Source organism: Parasedimentitalea maritima (assembly GCF_005771405.1).
GTDB classification, from domain to species: Bacteria; Pseudomonadota; Alphaproteobacteria; order Rhodobacterales; family Rhodobacteraceae; genus Parasedimentitalea; species Parasedimentitalea maritima.
In genome coordinates, this window is sequence record NZ_VAUA01000001.1 from 432,979 (window position 1) to 450,150 (window position 17,172).

Genomic DNA, 17,172 nt, shown 5'->3' on the forward strand with positions numbered 1-17,172 from the left:
AAACAGGCAATTCCAAAAATGTCGATGTTTCCAGTTATAAGCAGCAGATAATCAAAAGATATCTCCACAGTTATCCACAGCTTCGGTGGATTTGTTTTTGCTTGCTCCTGAGGCTTACACGTTGCAGCTGGAGGCAGGGAATCATATCTTTGGTAACATGACTGATTTGCCTCCAGAAAAGCCCACCGTGCCGCCAACCGGTTATGCCGTAGTGCAGGACTATCTTAAGACACTTGATGGGTCTCCTGGGGTATATCGTATGCTTGATGCAGAGAACCGGGTTCTCTACGTTGGCAAGGCGCGTAATCTAAGGGCGCGGGTGTCCAACTACAGTCGTCCGGGCCACACTCAGCGTATCGAACGGATGATCGCGCTGACGACGTCGATGATGTTCCTGACCACGCGGACAGAAACAGAGGCACTGCTACTCGAACAAAATCTGATCAAGCAGCTCAAACCAAAGTACAACGTTCTGCTGCGTGATGATAAAAGTTTCCCCAATATTCTGCTGGATAAATCGCACGACTACCCACAGATCAAAAAACACCGTGGCGCGCGCAAGGCAAAGGGGGCCTACTTTGGACCATTTGCCAGCGCCAGTGCAGTGACGCGAACTCTGAACCAGATGCAAAAGGCATTTTTGCTGCGCAACTGTTCAAATGCAATGTTCGAGGGGCGAAGCCGCCCCTGTCTGCAATATCAGATCAAACGCTGTTCGGCGCCCTGTACGGGTGAAATCAGCCAAGAAGATTACGCCGCCAGCGTATACGACGCGGAACGGTTCCTGTCTGGGCGCTCTACCAAAATACAAGAAGAACTCGCCGAACTGATGATGGCGGCGTCGGAGGCCCTGGAGTTTGAACGCGCCGCGGCGCTACGTGACCGGATCAAGGCATTGACCCAGGTGCAGACAGCGCAGGGCATCAACCCGCGCGGGGTGGCCGAGGCGGACGTGATCGGGCTGCATATAGAGGCCGGGCAGGCTTGTGTGCAGGTGTTCTTCATCCGCGCCAACCAAAACTGGGGCAATCAGGATTTTTATCCCCGTATTGGCGCCGATGTAACTGCTGCCGAGGTGATGGAGGCCTTTATTGGCCAGTTTTACGACAACAAGGTGCCGCCGCGCCAGCTGATCCTATCTGACGCCATAGAACATGATGACCTGATGACCGAGGCGCTCAGCAGTAAGACCTCTCACCGGGTTGAAATTCTTGTACCTCAGCGCGGCGAGAAGGCAGAACTGATCGCGGGGGCAACCCGTAACGCGCGCGAATCTCTGGCGCGCAAGATGTCGGAAAGTGCGACACAGGCCAGGTTACTGCGTGGGCTGGCTGAGGCCTTTGCGCTGGACGGTCCACCACAGCGGATCGAAGTCTACGACAACTCACATATCCAGGGCACCAATGCCGTTGGCGGCATGATTGTGGCTGGTCCTGACGGGTTTATGAAAAACGCCTACCGCAAGTTCAATATCAAAGGCGATGATCTGGTTCCGGGTGATGACTTTGGCATGATGAAAGAGGTGCTGCACCGGCGGTTTTCAAGGTTGCAAAAGGAAGACCCAGACCGCAGCAAAGGCCATTGGCCGGATTTGTTGCTGATTGACGGCGGCGCCGGGCAGGTCTCGGCTGTGGCCCAAATTATGGATGAACACGGCGTTGGTGACATTCCCATGGTTGGCGTTGCCAAGGGGGTTGATCGCGACCACGGCAAGGAAGAGTTCCACCGTACGGGGAAACGCCCGTTCGCACTGCAACGCAACGACCCAGTGTTGTACTTTGTCCAACGCATGCGGGACGAGGCTCACCGTTTTGCCATAGGCACCCACCGCGCCAAGCGGGCCAAGGCCATTGGCGCAACACCACTGGATGAAGTTCCCGGCGTTGGCGCCAGCCGCAAGAGGGCCTTACTGGCGCATTTCGGCAGCGCCAAAGCTGTGAGCCGTGCCAACCTGGCGGACCTCAAGGCTGTTTCGGGCGTCTCTGGTGCCCTGGCACAAAGAATATATGACTTTTTCCAGGATAGATGACGCGACAAAGGTCTGCGTTCCAGCGCAACCCCTTGTTCATCTAGCTAAAAGTATCCCCGCCGGAGGCATCTATTCTTAACAGGCAGATTTTACCTGCATCGCCTTTCCACCCGGACGTCGACAAGTTAATGTCCGCCTTATGACATGGACCTTACCCAATATTCTGACAGTGCTTCGCCTTGTTGCGGCCCCTGGACTCGCACTGATGTTTTTATATTTCAGTCGCCCCTATGCGGACTGGTTCGCGTTGATGTTGTTTGTCGTTGCAGCGCTGACCGACTGGATTGACGGCTACCTTGCACGAGCGTGGAAGCAAGAAACCAAACTGGGCGCGATGCTGGACCCAATCGCTGACAAGGCAATGGTGGTGATCGCGCTAATGGTGATTGTCGGTTATTCCTCAATGTCACCCTGGCTGGTGTTGCCAGCAACCTTTATCCTGTTCCGCGAAGTGTTTGTGTCCGGCCTGCGTGAGTTCCTTGGGGATACGGCCGGAACGCTCAAGGTGACCAAATTGGCCAAGTGGAAAACCACGGCGCAAATGGTTGCCATTGCAGTCTTGTTTGCTCAGGGCATTTTTGAACACTACCTGGGTATGTCCGCCTGGGGCATGGATCAGGCGCTGGTCGATCAAGTCATGCTGGGAGAGGTGGAAGACCTGCAGGGGCTGCGCTGGAAGTTTGAAGCGATGGTCTGGTCCGGGCGGATCGGCTTGTGGCTCCTTTGGGTTGCAGCGGCACTGACCCTGATTACGGGCGCTGATTATCTTCGCAAAGCATTCCCATTTCTAAAGGAAAATAGCTGATGGATGTGTTGTATTTTGCATGGGTGCGTGAACGCATCGGGCTGCCACGTGAGCGGATCGAGACCTCCGCAACCACCGTCGCTGGACTGGTAGAAGAACTGCGCGCTCGCGAAGATCGTTACGCCGCTGCTTTTGCCGACCTGTCAGCCCTGCGGGTTGCTCTGGATCAGGAGTTGAGCAGCTTTGATGCCTCTCTGCACGGGGTGCGAGAAGTCGCTTTCTTCCCGCCGATGACCGGAGGCTGAACTGATGCAGGTGTCTGTTCAGGAGGAAGGGTTCGAATTTGGCGCAAGGGCAGAGGCTTTTGCTCAGAACAATAACGCCATGGGTGCCATTGTCACCTTTACGGGCATCGTCCGAGATGCAGATCAGGGCGGTCTGGTGGCGATGGAAATTGAGCACTATCCGGGCATGACACTCAAAGCCCTGACGGAGATTACAAGGACCGCGATGGACCGCTGGTCGCTTGGCGATGCGCTGGTAATCCACCGCTATGGCCGTCTTGCACCTGGGGAACAGATCATGATGGTTGCGACCGCATCGCGCCACCGCAAGGATGCGTTCGAAGCTGCCGAATACCTGATGGATTATCTCAAATCTCGTGCGCCGTTCTGGAAGAAGGAAATCCTGGACAGTGGCACAACAGATTGGGTCGCTGCTAAGGACTCCGATGAGGACGCGTTAGATCGCTGGTAGCTCTGAGCAAGGGCTCCCGTCCGTCGAACGATCAACAGGTGATCTTCTCCCGATGGGCATAGCGCGGCCTGCTGCCGCGCCGGGGGAGACCCCTATGTTTAAGTCACTGATAAATTCAGTCGGAAGACCTGTGTAGGGTGTGTGCTTGCACGCACCACGAGAACAAGAAATCACTCCTGCAGGTGCATCCGCAGCTCTTCAGCCTCTTGTCGGGCCGCTTGCAACCCGTCCATCGCTGCGCGCAGTTCAGCCTCGGTCTGCGCCAGCTGGTTGCTAAGTTCGGCCTCACGCTGCTGCAGGTAGGTAATCGCCTGGTCGCGGGTTTCTTCGGCCTCGTGTAGTTCCTGGCTCATCCGATCCAGGTCCGCAACATCGCTTTGCCGTACGCGGGTGAACCGGTGAACCAGCCAATTGGCAAACCAGCCCATTACAAAAGCCGCAAACAGGATGATGGCGGTGGTGATGATGAACTCAGTTCTGTTCATTGTCCGGGGAGCTCCTGTTCGGTGGTGTCAGGCGTTTCTGGTGGCGAGAGGTCCTCGGCGTTTTCAGCCGCTGCAGCATCCAGCGTGCTTTCCTGTTCCGGTCCCTGTTCGAGCCGAATCAAGTGAAAGGTAATACGGCGATTTTGTTCTCGGCCTTCTTCGGTGCCATTGTCGGCAATTGGGTTGGTCTCACCATAGCCCTTTGCGGCGTAGCTAGAGGTCGGAACCCGGCGCGCGCGCAATTCGTTGAGAACTGACTGGGCACGAGCCTGACTCAGGTTCTGGTTCATCTCTTCACGGCCCTGGCTGTCAGTATGGCCTTGGATCTCCAACCGCATATCGCCGCATCGTTCCAGAATTGCTGCGATTGCGTCCATGGTGTCGCGGCTCTGGGATGCTATGGTGGCTGATCCAGGTTCAAAGGCGATTTTGCCAGCTTCTTGAATACTGGCCAGTTCAGCTTCGCAGACCTCAGGTTCTACCGGCTTGTCTTCGGGTTCTGGTGGTACTTCATAGCTGATATCCAGAGCATAGCTTTCCGCCTCGCCCAGTTTAGCAGACAGTAACTTGGCAATCTCTGCCGTGGCCTCTTCTTGGTGGCTCATACCGCGCAAATTGACATTGTCAGGAGTCACCAACAGCGAGCCGCGTTGCAATTGGGAGAGAGCCTCGAGACCAGTCAATACCCGCACTGGCCAGTTGGTGGGCAGATCACTGACTACACGCGTGGCGGTATACACGCTGTCCGATCCAAATCTTGCCTTGGCATAGCTGTCGACCAGATGCCGAAGAGTTTCATCACTCAGACGTCCGCGAAGCTGCACGAGGCCCTCAGGGCTTAGCGTTGCCGTGAACTCGGGTGCGCCACCTTGGGTATCGGCTTCGGGCTCTGGTAGGACCGCATGCAGCGCAAAAACTTTTGGTAGCGCAGCTTCCAACTCACCGACAACTTGGTCGAACAATTCAGGGCTGGTGTCGACGGTTGCCACCAACGTGATGTCAGCATTAGCAATTGTAACTGCGCCTGCGCCAAGTTGGGCAAGACTGGCAATGCTCAATTCCGCTGCACGGGCCCAATTGGGCGACGGTACACCCATCCCAATAACGCAGCTGGGGGTGTTGGTTTGACCCGCCAGTTTGGCGGCAGCAAGAATGCGGTCTCGACTGGCTTCGCTCTCAGCAGAGCAGGCGTCAAAGCTGCCGCCAGCCTCGTCAATATGGTAGCGCAGCGTAAAAGGTGTGATCACCGGGCGGGGTGCTGCGATGTCGAGCGACAGCCGCAATCCCGGAGGCGCGGCGCGGGTTAGCGTCTTTTCCAGAGCCTGCTTTTCCTCGCGGCTGTCCGATATGGCAGTAATCGTGACCAGACCAGAAACTACCGAGATTTTGGCGCGCGGCAGGTAGCGTAGAGCGCTGACAGCATAGCCCATCGCGTCGATCCAACCCGCTGGCGTGCTGTAGCTGGCGGTCTCCAGAAGGTCGGTGACGCGCTCCTCTTTCACAAGTCCGGAAAGTTGTTCGACGATTGCGGCGCGGTCGGTTCCGGTGGGGATCAACCCGATGATCGAAATACCGCTGTCATTGCGCAGGATTTCTACCGAAAAGCGTGGGGGTGCCAGATCGGCAGTTGGAGCAATTTGAATGAGGTCGATGATACGAGCTGCGTCTACCGCACCGCCCACCACTGAAAGGGCAGTGAACCGGGTGGCTTCGTCGGGCGCGGTGCCGTTCAAGATGACCTGCAGCCCATCGGCGGTCACCTCTGCCCAATCATTCCGGGTCTCGTCTAGGGTGCGTCGAACGGCGATTTCGGTGCTGCGTTCAACACCAGTGACGGCGAAACCAGCCGCAACCAGGCTTAGCCCTGCGGCCGCCAGAAAAGTGAGGCTGACGATCAAAAGTGAAGATAGGCGCATAGGCGGGGTAAGTTCGTCCAATTAGTGTTACGTCTTCTTATCGGCTGTAGAGCAACTGTTCAATCATGCGAACAGAGCTGTTGCGAAGAAGATGAGCGGGATCAAGCCAGTGTCGCGGTTGAGTCGAAAGAGTTGTAGCAACCGGTCGTTGTTTTCAGTGTCCAGCGCGCGCAATTGCCAGGTCAGATGCCAACCCATCGCCCAGGGGCCGACTAGCGCCAGCAGCAGGGCTAATATGGATCCATTGGGTTGCACAGCGCCGATCACCGCAAGCGCCATAAGGCAGACAAGTGCCACCAGAAAGCGGCGCAGCCAGCTGGGAGTGTCTTTTCCAAACAGCCGCGCGGTGGATTTAACGCCGATTAGGGCATCATCCTCTGTGTCTTGATGGGCATAGATGGTGTCGTAGAACAGTGTCCAGGAGATGCCAGCCAAATAGAGCAGTACTGCGGGCCAATTCAGTGTGCCAGTATGCGCAACCCAAGCCAACATAGCGCCCCAGTTGAAGGCCAGTCCCAAAAAGACCTGTGGCCACCATGTGAAGCGCTTGGCAAAGGGGTAAATTGCCACTGGAAACAGCGCCAGAATGCCCATTGCAATGGCGGCCATGTTGAACGTGAGCAAGATCAGAGCGGCAATTGCTATCTGCAGAACCATCCAGATCACGGCACCTTTGACGGTCACCTGACCGGACGGGATGGGCCGAGAACGGGTTCTCTCGACCAGACCATCAAAGTTGCGGTCGGTGATGTCATTCCAGGTACATCCAGCCCCACGCATCAGCCATGCGCCAGCTGCACAGGCGGCAAAAATCCAGCCATCCTGCCAGCGCGGGCTCTGATCCCACAGCATTGCAAGTGCCAACCCCCACCAACAGGGAATCAGCAGTAGCCAGGTGCCAATCGGCCGGTCGGCGCGCGACAGCCTCAGGTAGGGGCGGCTCCAGGACGGCGCACGGGTATCTACCCAGTTGTTGCTGACAGCATCCGAAACTTGCCCTTCGGGGTTCGGTGCATCTGGTGTCGGAGCGTCGCCTTGCATATGTAGAGCCTCATGAGCGCAAAGATTAGACTGTATGTAGAGCACCCGCTGGGGGCAGGGCAATCGCTTCCTCTGGATCGGGATCAGGCCCATTACCTGTTTGGGGTGATGCGGCTAAGTGCAGCCAGCCAGGTGCTGCTGTTTAATGGAACAGATGGCGAGTGGCTGGCCGATGTCACCGAGGCGAAGAAACGCGCCGGGGTGCTGACCTGTGTAGAACAAACCAAGCCGTTGCAAATGCCGCCCGATCTTTGGTTGCTGTTTGCGCCGATCAAAAAAGCGCGCACCGATTTCATAGTCGAAAAAGCCGCCGAGATGGGCGCCGCAAAAATCCTACCGGTACAAACCGAATTCACCAATTCCGAACGCATCCGTCAGGATCGGTTGCAGTCCCATGCGGTTGAAGCGGCTGAACAATGCGGCGGCACCTATGTGCCCGAGGTGGGGGATCTGCAAAAGTTAGGCCGACTGCTCGATCATTGGCCTGAGGATCGACAGCTGATGTTCTGTGATGAGGCAGAGGTGGGCAATGCGTTGGAACTGGCGGCAGGTGCCCACGGCAATGCGCCCTGGGCCATCCTGATCGGCCCCGAGGGTGGATTTTCCGAAGTCGAACGCAAACGGCTTCACTCTTTGCCTTATTCTCACGTCGTCAGCCTGGGGCCCCGTATCCTGCGCGCCGATACGGCTGCGGTGGCCGCGATGACTCTGTGGCAACAGGCGCTTGGGGACTGGTGATGAGCTGGCGTCTGGCGCAGGACGCAGATCTGGACTGGATCCAGTCCTTTTTGTACGCCAACCTGCAATCGTCGATGTTCTTGCTGAGCAATCTGCGCGACCATGGGCTTCATGACAAAACGTCTGATAAAGGCATGACCCTCTGGTTGTCCCAAGGCTCGGCTCCCGGGATTTTTGCTATCACCAATTCGGGCATGATCCTGTTACAGGCGCCAAATGCAGTTGATCGCATGTGGGAGCGCGCGAGCGACCTGATTGCTGACCGGCCAGTGTTGACCGGATGTTTGGGCGAAACACGTCAGGTTCGCGCCTTTTTGTCGGCTGCCGGGCTGAGTGATGTGCCGGCATTACTCAATGATGACGAGCCTGCCTTTCGGTTGAATTTGGCAGAATTGATCATGCCTCAAATGCAGGGAGGGGAGCTGGTCCCGCTGTCAGCAGTGCCACGCGAACTGGTGGTGCACTGGCGTACCAGCTACCATTTCGAGGTCATGGGAACCTCAAAGTCAAAGGCCGCAGCAGTGGCTGAAACTGACATTGCCAGCTACATCGAAAAAGACAGCCATCGTGCGCTATTGGTCAATAATCAGCCCGTTGCAATGACGGGCTTTAACGCGGCCCTGCCTTCGGTGGTGCAAGTCGGTGGCGTTTACACACCACCCGACCTGCGCGGTCGTGGTTATGCGCGGCTGGCCCTGGCGTTGCACCTGCAAGAGGCTCGCGCCAAGGGGGTGACACAATCTGTGCTGTTTGCTGCTAGTACCGCCGCGGTTCGTGCCTATATGTCCTTAGGGTACCAACGGGCAGGAGAGTTTTCGTTGGTCCTGTTCGATACTGGCCGAAAGGAAACAACATGAGTCTGATCAGACCTGAAGCCCGAACAGCACTTTGGCGCTGGCGCGAACTTATCGTTGCCGCCGTTGTGTTGTTGATGGGGCTGCGCTGGGTGTTGGGGGCTTTTGGCTTGTTGTTCTGGGGGGGCTGGGTTCTGCTGATCGTCGGCACCGCACTTGCAATTGTGGGCGTGCAACGGCTGCGCTTTCGCCTTGAGGCTGATGGTCCGGGCGTGGTGCAGGTGGACGAGGGCCAAATTGCCTATTTCGGTCCTTTGACCGGCGGCGCCGTTGCGGTGTCCGAACTGACCATGCTGGCGCTGGACCACACCGCCAAGCCCGCACATTGGATCCTCCAGCAGCCGGGGCAGGATGCCTTGCATATCCCGGTGAATGCAGCTGGGACCGAGACCCTGTTTGATGTCTTTGCCAGTCTGCCCGGATTGCGCACAGAACGAATGTTGGCGGAGCTGCGCAAACCCGGACCTCACCATGTCGTGATCTGGGAACGCAATGCCACGCGCCCGCCAATGCACAGGCTGCATTGACAGTCACGTAAATTCACCTCACCACTGATCGACCAACATGATCTTACAGCAACGGAGCGCCGCTCATGTCCATTCCTCAGTCCGGTGGCGGGCCCATCGAACATCACGACCAACTGGCGGGTTATCTGGCTGATGGCTGCAAACCCAAGGCCGATTGGCGTATTGGCACCGAGCACGAAAAGTTCGGCTATTGCAAAGACTCGCTGAAGCCGCTGCCGTTTGAGGGCGAACGCTCTATTGTGGCAGTGCTACAAGGCCTGCGCGACAGCTATGGCTGGTCGCCGGTCACCGAAGGCGGCAATCTGATTGGCCTGGAAAAAGACGGTGCGAACGTCAGCCTGGAACCGGGTGGTGCGCTGGAACTGTCGGGTGCTCCGCTAGAGACTATTCACGAAACCTGCGACGAAGTGAACGTCCACCTGCGTGAGGTCAAGGAAATCGCCGACAAGATCGGTGTGGGCTTTATTGGTCTGGGCGCAGCCCCGATCTGGAACCACGACCAGATGCCGCTGATGCCCAAGGGCCGCTATCAGCTGATGAATGACTACATGGCCAAGGTCGGAACAATGGGCCGCGATATGATGCGCCGGACCACCACCGTGCAGGTCAACATTGATTTCGGGTCCGAGGCCGACATGGTGCAGAAATTGCGCGTCGCAATTGCCCTGCAGCCGGTGGCCACCGCTCTGTTTGCCAACTCGCCGTTTTTTGAGGGCAAGCCAAACGGCCACAAAAGCTGGCGCAGCAAGATCTGGCGTCATCTGGACGATGCGCGCACAGGCATGCTGCCTTTTGTGTTCGAAGAGGGCTTTGGGTTTGAGGCCTACGTGCAGTACGCGCTCGATGTGCCGATGTATTTTGTCTATCGCAACGGTGAATATATCAACGCTCTGGGCATGTCGTTCCGTGACTTCCTAAAGGGCGAATTGCCTGCGCTACCTGGCGAAATGCCAACGCTGTCAGATTGGGCAGACCACCTGACCACGGCCTTTCCCGAGGCGCGGATCAAGAAATACATGGAAATGCGCGGCGCAGATGGTGGCCCGTGGCGTCGTCTTTGTGCGCTGCCTGCGTTCTGGGTTGGCTTGATGTATGACCAGTCCAGCCTTGATGCAGCATGGGATCTGGCCAAAGGCTGGGACGCCGAAACCCGTGAAGGCCTGCGGGTCGCAGCTTCGCAGTCCGCCTTGCAGGCACAAGTAGGGGACATCAAGATGATGGATCTGGCCCGCGAAGTGGTGGCAATCTCCGATGCTGGGCTAAAAGCACGCGGCCGGGCCGGCGCTGGTGGGTTGGTCCCGGACGAAACCCATTTCCTAAACGCGCTGAAAGACAGCTTGGACAGCGGTAAAGTCCCCGCTGATGAGCTGTTGGAGCGCTATCATGGCGATTGGAATGGGGATCTGACCAAGATCTATGGCGAGTTCAGTTACTAACCTATCAATCGAACAGCCCGGATATTGGCCGGGCTGTTCGACACGTTTTCGGCTGAACTACTTCTAGCAAGACGAAATGGGCGAACCTCGTCCAACTTTTTCGCTGTCCAAGAACGAGACGACTGGACGCCGACTTTCAGCATATCCTGCAATCCCGCGGTCTAATCGATCCGCCAATTCTGGCAGCCGGGCAACGGGCACCTTCGGAAACAAATGGTGCTCGCGATGGTAGAACATCAGGTAAGCCGCCTTGGCCAACACGCCTCGTTGGCTGCGGGCTGCCAGCCCACTGTTTGTGGTGCCCTGATGGGTGATCCAGACCGCAAAAAACGCAGTCAGGCATTGCGCCACAGCGACCGCAACCAAGTGTAGCAGTAAAAAGCGCTGCCCGAGCCACAATGCAAAGATGATAAATGCTGCGACGCCAAGCCAATCCTGCAGAATGCGCAACCGCCATTTCCGTCCCCCCATTGACCAAGCTGCCCGGTTCAAATCGACGGGGAAGCGTGGCCCATATCTCAGGACTTCTAAGGCTGTCATCTCGCCGCAATGTCCTTCACGGTCTTTTGGTCCCATGGCATGACGGTGGTGCTGCATGTGGTTCCAGGCCACCGCGCAGTTTGACCCACCCATCAGCGCGCTCAGGAAATGCAGGATGGCAATGTCCGCGCGCCGCGACATACCAAGGTTGCTATGAATGGCCTCGTGGTTCAGCCGCAGTGCACAGAGGAAAAACATGAAACTTGGCAAAGCCCCCAGCCACCAAACAGGCGAGGCAAAGAGTGCCCAAGAAGCCAGTAACCAGGGCAGCGGAAGGGTAAGCTCGATGAATTTCTGGTGCCGGGTCATTGGTAGTAAATCTTGCCATGGAACACCATTTGGGGCGGTTTCGCGTGGAATGGCTTGGCACATTTTGTGATCCTTTCCTGGCTGTCTACTGCTGAGCGGGTGCTTGGACCGGACTGGCTTCTGTCTCGTCTTGTTTCGCTGTCCGCCTTTTGGTCAGAAGGTGGAATATCCACCAAAATGCAGCGGCCCAGATCAGAGAAAAAACACATCCGAATGCGGTCGTGAAAGCGGCGAGGAAGATAGCACTTTCGATATCGTTCAGAAATTCACCTGCTGGTGTAGAAACCCATGATGAGAAAAACATGGCCAGTGGTGTGCATAGGGCATTGCTGAGAAAGGTCGAAACTAAGAGCATAGGTCCCGGCCCTCGATGTCTGAGTGTCATCCACAAGACGGGTCCGCCAAATATCAGCCAGGGAATACTACCGAACCCCAGTGCTAAGACGGGTATGAAAAAGACCCAAAAGAAAACCAGGGCTACTACCAATGGTGCGCCAAACAAGGCGATGTAGAAATCTCGTTTGTTGACCTCGTGGAGCGCGGGCCTGGCAGATTGAATGTCCGGTTTGCTTTTCGATAATTCTGTCATGAGTAAATTCCCTTGCAAAATTTTTGGCAGCAATGGTTGTCAGGTCACAGATTGGCCCCTTGTCGGGTGAAACGCTTATAAAACAGCGCAAAAACCAATCCCCAAAGTGGCGCGAAGAATGACCCAAGCGTAAGGCAGAGCACGCCAAACTCCTGATCTACAAAAAGGTAGATGGCCGCTGTCACCGCGCCGTTCACTGCAAACAATAGTAACGCACAGGCCCAGGGGGTTATTGGGTTGTTCTGTTGATAGATCCAGAGGGCAACGCCGCCAAAAAGCAGATATTGCAAGCCACCAAATATCGGTGACATACCCGCAATTTGCTGCATGACTGGGAGCACCATAATTGCTTCGTCCAACCCTTCCTTCGCTGACGGGAACAATAAAACGAGCGTGGGTTGCACGGCGAGAAACACAAAGGTCAGCGCAAGAAGACAAAGGCTGGTGGCAATTGGGGCCAGCAGCAAAAATCCAATAAACCTGTTATCTGGGACTGTGAATTTGATAAAAGTCGTCATTTAGAAATCTCCAAACATCCTCTGTCCGGCCTGCTGGTTTGTGCCTGTTAGGCTAGTCGTTGGGCTTACCTCCCGGTAGAAAACGCACCAATTTTGAACCCAGTTTCAGCACCGCTAAATGAACCGAACGGGGCAGTCGGGAAAAATCTGCGTACCAGTCGTCAAACATCTTCATGACCCGCAGGGTTTCCCCCATTCTGTCTTTGACAACTTTGGGCGTTGCATCGTCTTCGGCCTCGGTCATTACCTCTTGCAAGGCGCGTAGTGTTGGGGCGATTTCTCGTTCCCGCCGTGCTGCAATCACCGCATCTACCAGATCGAACATGTCCCGGATCGACGTGAAATGATCACGCCGGTCGCCGAGTTTGCGACTGGTTTTTACCAGCCCCTGCGATTGCAGCTCTTTCAATCCGTTCGACACGTTTGACCGAGCCAGGTTCAGGGCGTCACAGATCTCATCAGCGGTCATCGGATCTGGTGTGATATGCAACAAGGCATGGATCTGCGCGACGGATCGATTTACGCCCCACCGCGAACCCATTTCCCCCCAGTGAAGGATGAAGTTTTGCATGGCGGGGGTCAGTTTCATCACGAAATCCTGTTATTTCTGTAATTACAGAAAATACTGAAAGCACAGTATTGTCAAGTTTCTTCTCGGGGCGCCTTTGGGCTGATGAACCATAAAATTTGCCACAAGCCCCAAAAATCGCGCATCCTTAGGGTATTCACACTCAAATTTGGAGAAACCTATGCGCGACTTTTTTATTTCATCTCTCGAAAAACTGATCACTGTTGTTGTGGGCCTCATGTGCATCGCCGTTGTTGTTGGCGCTGGCGGTATGATGTTTAGCCCGGAAGGAGGATTGCTGAAGGCGGTTGGCGTTCTGATTGCCGGTGGCCTGTATGTGGTTCTCATGGGGGGCATGATGTATCTGTTTCTGGGCATCTACGACAACACCAAACGCACCGCCGAAGCCACCGAGCGGATGGCGCAGGGCGGCTAAGCAGTAAAATGACCGGCGGCAAGTTGCCCTGCCGCCGGTCGGTTCATGTGAGTGGTTATAAGCTTAGTTCTGCAAGGCTGCCGGTTCTTTGTCGGCAATGTCTTCCCAGTTTGCGTCCGCTTGAACAATGAAACCGGGAATGTCGGTTTCCCAACGCTCTTGGATGTCTGAAGAAATGTTCAGGAACAGCTCACCATCAACAATCCGCCACAGGGTTGGATCACCGTCGAATTTGAAACCCATTGCTGCACCAAATGCGCAGTATCCGCCGTATTCCGGCAGGTAGGCTTCGGGGTTCTTTTCAAAGGCAACTTTGTTCTCTTCCGAAGAAAAGCGGTACATGGCATCGTTGTGCAGGCTGGTAATTTTCCAATTGCCCTTGGTGGGTTCACCAACTGTGAAATAGGCAACAGGGTCGTAACCTTGCAGGGCTAGACCGGTAGATGATGCATTCAGTTCAACGCCGGCCGCCATGGCTGAAGTTGCCAGAGCGACGGATAGGGCGACGCCGCTGATCAGTGTTTTGACTGTGTTCATTGTTTATATCCTTTGAGTGAGTGCCCGATCGGAAAATTCAATAGGGCAAGGCTTGTATCGTTTTGGGGCACCGTAATTGATGACCACGACACTGATCTGGGACCTTTGACGTTCACGTTCAAAGCAACTCAATTTGATTGTGCATGGCAGAGGGCTGGCTGTGCATTTGTGCCGAAACAAATGGTTGTGAAAACAGCGTGAGCATATGGTGCTGGGTGAAACCGTCGCTAACGGTGCAACACCGCAAGGGTCCACAGGGCATCCGGTGAACCATAGTTTATTGGGGCGATTATGTGCAGCAAGGGGCGCTAAGCCGGGACTACTTCTGTCCGATTTTTGGCTCAGTCCCGGCGCGGATGCGGGTGATGTTTGCGCTGTGCCGCCAGACCACAATTGTCGCAAGGGCAGCCGCAAGAAGAACTGCATCTGCGTATCCCAGCAGCACTGCCCAAACTGGCGCTGACAGGGCTGCGCCCAGTGCCCCCATCGAAGAAATCCGGCTTACGGCCGCGGTGGACAACCATGTGGCGCAGCAAGCGATGCCAACAGGCCAGGCCAGAGCCAGCATCAGACCAAGGAAGGTGGCGACACCCTTGCCGCCTTTGAAGCCGAGCCAGACTGGAAAACAGTGACCGACAAAGGCCATCAGCCCAGCGAGCTGCGCCGCGTCGTCACCCGCAAAAGTGCGGGCAATCAGAACTGCGACCGCACCCTTGCCACCGTCCAGCAGCAGGGTCAGCGCCGCTGCCTTCTTGGACCCTGTGCGCAAAACATTGGTGGTGCCGATATTGCCCGACCCGATATCGCGCAGATTGCCCAGACCCATCACACGGGTCAGCAACAGCCCAAAGGGGATCGACCCCAGCCCATAGCCAATCACGGCCCAAAGTAGCAGCAGGGCGGCAGAGGTCTCAAATACGGGCATCAGGTTCTCCGGTAGACCGGCTGACCGGCGACATAGGTTGCCAGCACCCTACCTTGCATACGCTGGCCGTCAAACGGTGTGTTCTGCGATTTGGATTTCAACGCAAAGCGATCCATTACAAAGGGTACATCCGGATCAAACAGCAACAGATCCGCAGGGGCACCGGCACTCAAGCGGCCACTGTCCAGACCCAAGCGCTTGGCCGGGTTCAGGGACATGGCACGGAACAGAGTGGGCAGGTCCAGATGTTCCGAGTGATACAGACGCAGGGCAGCGGGCAGTAGGGTTTCCAGCGCAACGGCACCGGCAGCGGCCTCTTCAAACGGCAGGCGTTTGCTTTCTTCATCCTGTGGGGTGTGCATTGAACTGATGGTATCGATCAGCCCCGTCCGCACCGCCTCGACCACGGCCAGACGGTCTTCCTCGGATCGTAACGGTGGCTTGACCTTAAAGAAGGTCCTGTAGTCCGCTGGGTCCAGCTCGTTCAGGGTCAGGTGATGGATGGATGTGCCGGCGGTAATGTCCAACCCGTTATTCTTGGCGCGCTCAAGCGCGGGCAAGGCGCGGGCAGTGGTGATCTGGTCAGCGTGGTAGCGTGCTCCTGTCATTTCCAACAGGGCGATATCCCGGTCCAGCCCCATGCGTTCCGCCATTGGTGACACGGCGGGCAAGCCGCGCAGCGCGGCGAACTTGCCGCTGGTGGCAGCAGCCCCTTTGGACAAAATAGGTTCCTGTGGGTGGGCAATCACCAACGCACCACAGGACCGGGCATAGGTCAGCGCACGCGAGAACACCTTGGTATCGGTGACAACCCGGTCGCAATCGGTAAAAGCCACCGCGCCAGCATCCATAAGGAACCCAATCTCGGTCATCTCACGCCCGTCGCGCCCTTTGGTCAGCGCGGCCATTGGCAACACGTTGACCGGCGCATCAGCCTGTGCACGGCGGGTGACAAATTCCAGCACTTCGGGGCTGTCGATTGTGGGCGCGGTATCGGGGCGGGTGACCATGGTGGTGACACCGCCCGCCGCCGCCGCAAGGCCCGCCGATTTGTAGCTTTCCTTGTGACGTTCACCCGGTTCGCAGACTTTGACACCGATATCGACGATGCCGGGGGCCAGACAGCGATTTTTGCAGTCAATGATTTCAACGTCTTCTGGAGATATGTTTCGCGCGCGAAACATTGCCTCAAATTCGATGTTTTCCGGAAAGACTTCGGTAATCTTTCCATTTTGGACCAGCAGATGGCCCGGCGCGTCCGTGCCTGCCTCAGGGTCGATCAGGCGGGCATTGGCGAAAAGTAGGGTCATGCAGTGGTTCCTTTGCCCTTGGTCTGAATGTCTCGCATCAATCGATAAACCTCGCGTCCGTCTGTCAGGCGTTCAAAGCCAATAGACACAGTGTAGCTGCCGTTTTTGCCGCTCTTTACTTCTTCGGCAAAGTTCACACTGGACAGGTTGCCGTCGATGAGTTCGAGAGGGGAGCTTGAAGCTATGGGGTAGGATTTCAAACTCTTGCCGCGAAGGGGGAGGTTAATGGCAATAAATGCACGCCGATCCGTTAGTGTGTACCAGCTACGTCGACGTCTGAAAGTCGACCAGAAGAGAGAATACAATACCAGTGCAAGGCCGACCGAAAAATGCAGCAAACCGAATAGCCAGAAATCTCCTCCCCCTTTAGATGCGATTATCATCCAAAATAGTGCGAACCCTGCAAAAACCGTCCCAAATATGGCCATCAGAATGTTCTGGATCTTGATCGAGACTCCGCCATCGGGGCGACCTTGCCATAGGATCTTCTCATCATCGTCGAGAATACCAACCCATTGATCTGTTTCATTCATGGCTGTCTCCCTTTGATCCGATTAGCGGTCTCTGTCGGATCTGCCTGATACTTGATCAGATGTTTGTCGCCACTTTTGGTCACCACTTGCACATAGCTGCCCATAGTGCGCACCCGTTCGATCTGGGCCAGTGGTATGTTGCGTTCAGCCGGGCCGGTCAGCGATGTGTCGGCCAAAGTCCAGACGACCGCCATTTCCTCGGACATCAAATACCAGCCGCGCAGAATGATGGCACCCAACCCGCCAATAGCGCCGGTCCAGACATGGGGATTACCCATGGCCCAGAGGATCACCATGCCCGCCGCCATGGCCAGCGCTGCCATCCAGGCGTGCGAGCGGATATAGGCGGTTCGGTCGGGGGTGAATTGGATCTCAGACAT

Annotated in this window: 21 protein-coding genes; 9 read left to right on the forward strand and 12 right to left on the reverse strand. The window is 56.3% G+C overall.

The annotated features are described in order from the left end of the window. The first annotated feature begins 157 nt into the window (after window positions 1-157). The 4 genes from uvrC (at window position 158) to FEE96_RS02170 (ending at window position 3,530) form a co-directional block, all read left to right on the forward strand. Window positions 158-2,029 (forward strand): excinuclease ABC subunit UvrC, encoded by a 1,872-nt coding sequence (gene uvrC / locus FEE96_RS02155; RefSeq protein WP_138161344.1) that lies wholly within the window; start codon window positions 158-160, stop codon window positions 2,027-2,029. Window positions 2,030-2,168: 139 nt separating this feature from the next. Continuing rightward, window positions 2,169-2,834: a CDP-diacylglycerol--glycerol-3-phosphate 3-phosphatidyltransferase gene (pgsA, locus tag FEE96_RS02160; RefSeq protein WP_138161345.1), complete on the forward strand. Its 666-nt coding sequence runs from the start codon at window positions 2,169-2,171 to the stop codon at window positions 2,832-2,834. After that, entirely contained in the window at window positions 2,834-3,079 is a 246-nt protein-coding gene (gene moaD / locus FEE96_RS02165) for a molybdopterin converting factor subunit 1 (RefSeq protein WP_138161346.1), read from the forward strand. The genes pgsA and moaD overlap by 1 nt, the downstream gene beginning before the upstream one ends. A gap of 4 nt (window positions 3,080-3,083) precedes the next feature. After that, window positions 3,084-3,530, forward strand: coding sequence for a molybdenum cofactor biosynthesis protein MoaE (locus tag FEE96_RS02170; RefSeq protein WP_138161347.1), 447 nt, complete (start codon window positions 3,084-3,086; stop codon window positions 3,528-3,530). Between the two features lie 170 nt (window positions 3,531-3,700). Here the strand turns inward: FEE96_RS02170 and FEE96_RS02175 are convergent, their stop codons facing one another. The 3 genes from FEE96_RS02175 to ubiA all read right to left on the reverse strand — a co-directional run bounded on the left by FEE96_RS02175 (window position 3,701) and on the right by ubiA (window position 6,972). After that, a complete protein-coding gene (locus FEE96_RS02175) occupies window positions 3,701-4,015 on the reverse strand; it encodes a hypothetical protein (protein WP_138161348.1) in 315 nt (104 codons plus the stop codon). Continuing rightward, complete coding sequence (locus FEE96_RS02180; protein ID WP_138161654.1) at window positions 4,012-5,931, reverse strand: OmpA family protein; 1,920 nt, start codon at window positions 5,929-5,931, stop codon at window positions 4,012-4,014. The genes FEE96_RS02175 and FEE96_RS02180 overlap by 4 nt, the downstream gene beginning before the upstream one ends. A 63-nt stretch (window positions 5,932-5,994) precedes the next feature. Then, complete coding sequence (gene ubiA, locus FEE96_RS02185; RefSeq protein WP_138161349.1) at window positions 5,995-6,972, reverse strand: 4-hydroxybenzoate octaprenyltransferase; 978 nt, start codon at window positions 6,970-6,972, stop codon at window positions 5,995-5,997. Window positions 6,973-6,984: 12 nt separating this feature from the next. On the opposite strand from ubiA, the gene FEE96_RS02190 reads away from it, so the two are divergent. From FEE96_RS02190 to FEE96_RS02205, 4 genes are all read left to right on the forward strand, one after another. Further along, the gene (locus tag FEE96_RS02190) at window positions 6,985-7,710 is read left to right on the forward strand and encodes a 16S rRNA (uracil(1498)-N(3))-methyltransferase (protein WP_138161350.1); all 726 of its coding nucleotides are present in this window, start codon (window positions 6,985-6,987) and stop codon (window positions 7,708-7,710) included. Beyond that, complete coding sequence (locus tag FEE96_RS02195; protein ID WP_138161351.1) at window positions 7,710-8,567, forward strand: GNAT family N-acetyltransferase; 858 nt, start codon at window positions 7,710-7,712, stop codon at window positions 8,565-8,567. Before FEE96_RS02190 ends, FEE96_RS02195 begins: the two co-directional genes overlap by 1 nt. Next, a complete protein-coding gene (locus tag FEE96_RS02200) occupies window positions 8,564-9,091 on the forward strand; it encodes a hypothetical protein (RefSeq protein WP_138161352.1) in 528 nt (175 codons plus the stop codon). The genes FEE96_RS02195 and FEE96_RS02200 overlap by 4 nt, the downstream gene beginning before the upstream one ends. A gap of 65 nt (window positions 9,092-9,156) precedes the next feature. Next, window positions 9,157-10,527, forward strand: coding sequence for a glutamate--cysteine ligase (locus FEE96_RS02205; protein WP_138161353.1), 1,371 nt, complete (start codon window positions 9,157-9,159; stop codon window positions 10,525-10,527). Window positions 10,528-10,590: 63 nt separating this feature from the next. Here FEE96_RS02205 and FEE96_RS02210 read toward each other — a convergent pair whose 3' ends face one another. Genes FEE96_RS02210 through FEE96_RS02225 form a run of 4 tightly spaced genes read right to left on the reverse strand, consistent with a single transcriptional unit; the run spans window position 10,591 to window position 13,072 of the window. After that, window positions 10,591-11,439 (reverse strand): fatty acid desaturase, encoded by an 849-nt coding sequence (locus FEE96_RS02210; protein ID WP_138161354.1) that lies wholly within the window; start codon window positions 11,437-11,439, stop codon window positions 10,591-10,593. A gap of 22 nt (window positions 11,440-11,461) precedes the next feature. After that, window positions 11,462-11,965 carry a hypothetical protein gene (locus FEE96_RS02215; protein WP_138161355.1) on the reverse strand — a complete coding sequence of 168 codons (504 nt, stop codon included), beginning with the start codon at window positions 11,963-11,965 and terminating at the stop codon, window positions 11,462-11,464. A 44-nt stretch (window positions 11,966-12,009) separates the two neighbouring features. After that, entirely contained in the window at window positions 12,010-12,483 is a 474-nt protein-coding gene (locus tag FEE96_RS02220; protein ID WP_138161356.1) for a hypothetical protein, read from the reverse strand. 52 nt (window positions 12,484-12,535) lie between these two features. After that, window positions 12,536-13,072, reverse strand: coding sequence for a GbsR/MarR family transcriptional regulator (locus tag FEE96_RS02225; RefSeq protein ID WP_171021585.1), 537 nt, complete (start codon window positions 13,070-13,072; stop codon window positions 12,536-12,538). 160 nt (window positions 13,073-13,232) lie between these two features. On the opposite strand from FEE96_RS02225, the gene FEE96_RS02230 reads away from it, so the two are divergent. Beyond that, window positions 13,233-13,487 (forward strand): hypothetical protein, encoded by a 255-nt coding sequence (locus FEE96_RS02230; RefSeq protein ID WP_138161357.1) that lies wholly within the window; start codon window positions 13,233-13,235, stop codon window positions 13,485-13,487. Between the two features lie 63 nt (window positions 13,488-13,550). Here the strand turns inward: FEE96_RS02230 and FEE96_RS02235 are convergent, their stop codons facing one another. The 5 genes from FEE96_RS02235 to FEE96_RS02255 form a co-directional block, all read right to left on the reverse strand. Beyond that, window positions 13,551-14,024, reverse strand: a complete 474-nt coding sequence (locus FEE96_RS02235; RefSeq protein WP_138161358.1) for a YHS domain-containing (seleno)protein — start codon at window positions 14,022-14,024, stop codon at window positions 13,551-13,553. Between the two features lie 319 nt (window positions 14,025-14,343). Then, window positions 14,344-14,949 (reverse strand): glycerol-3-phosphate 1-O-acyltransferase PlsY, encoded by a 606-nt coding sequence (plsY, locus tag FEE96_RS02240; protein WP_138161359.1) that lies wholly within the window; start codon window positions 14,947-14,949, stop codon window positions 14,344-14,346. Next, on the reverse strand, window positions 14,949-16,259 hold the full coding sequence (gene pyrC / locus FEE96_RS02245) for a dihydroorotase (RefSeq protein ID WP_138161360.1): 1,311 nt from the start codon (window positions 16,257-16,259) through the stop codon (window positions 14,949-14,951). Before pyrC ends, plsY begins: the two co-directional genes overlap by 1 nt. Beyond that, window positions 16,256-16,792, reverse strand: a complete 537-nt coding sequence (locus FEE96_RS02250; protein WP_138161361.1) for an aspartate carbamoyltransferase catalytic subunit — start codon at window positions 16,790-16,792, stop codon at window positions 16,256-16,258. Before FEE96_RS02250 ends, pyrC begins: the two co-directional genes overlap by 4 nt. Continuing rightward, window positions 16,789-17,172, reverse strand: a complete 384-nt coding sequence (locus tag FEE96_RS02255; RefSeq protein ID WP_138161362.1) for a hypothetical protein — start codon at window positions 17,170-17,172, stop codon at window positions 16,789-16,791. Before FEE96_RS02255 ends, FEE96_RS02250 begins: the two co-directional genes overlap by 4 nt.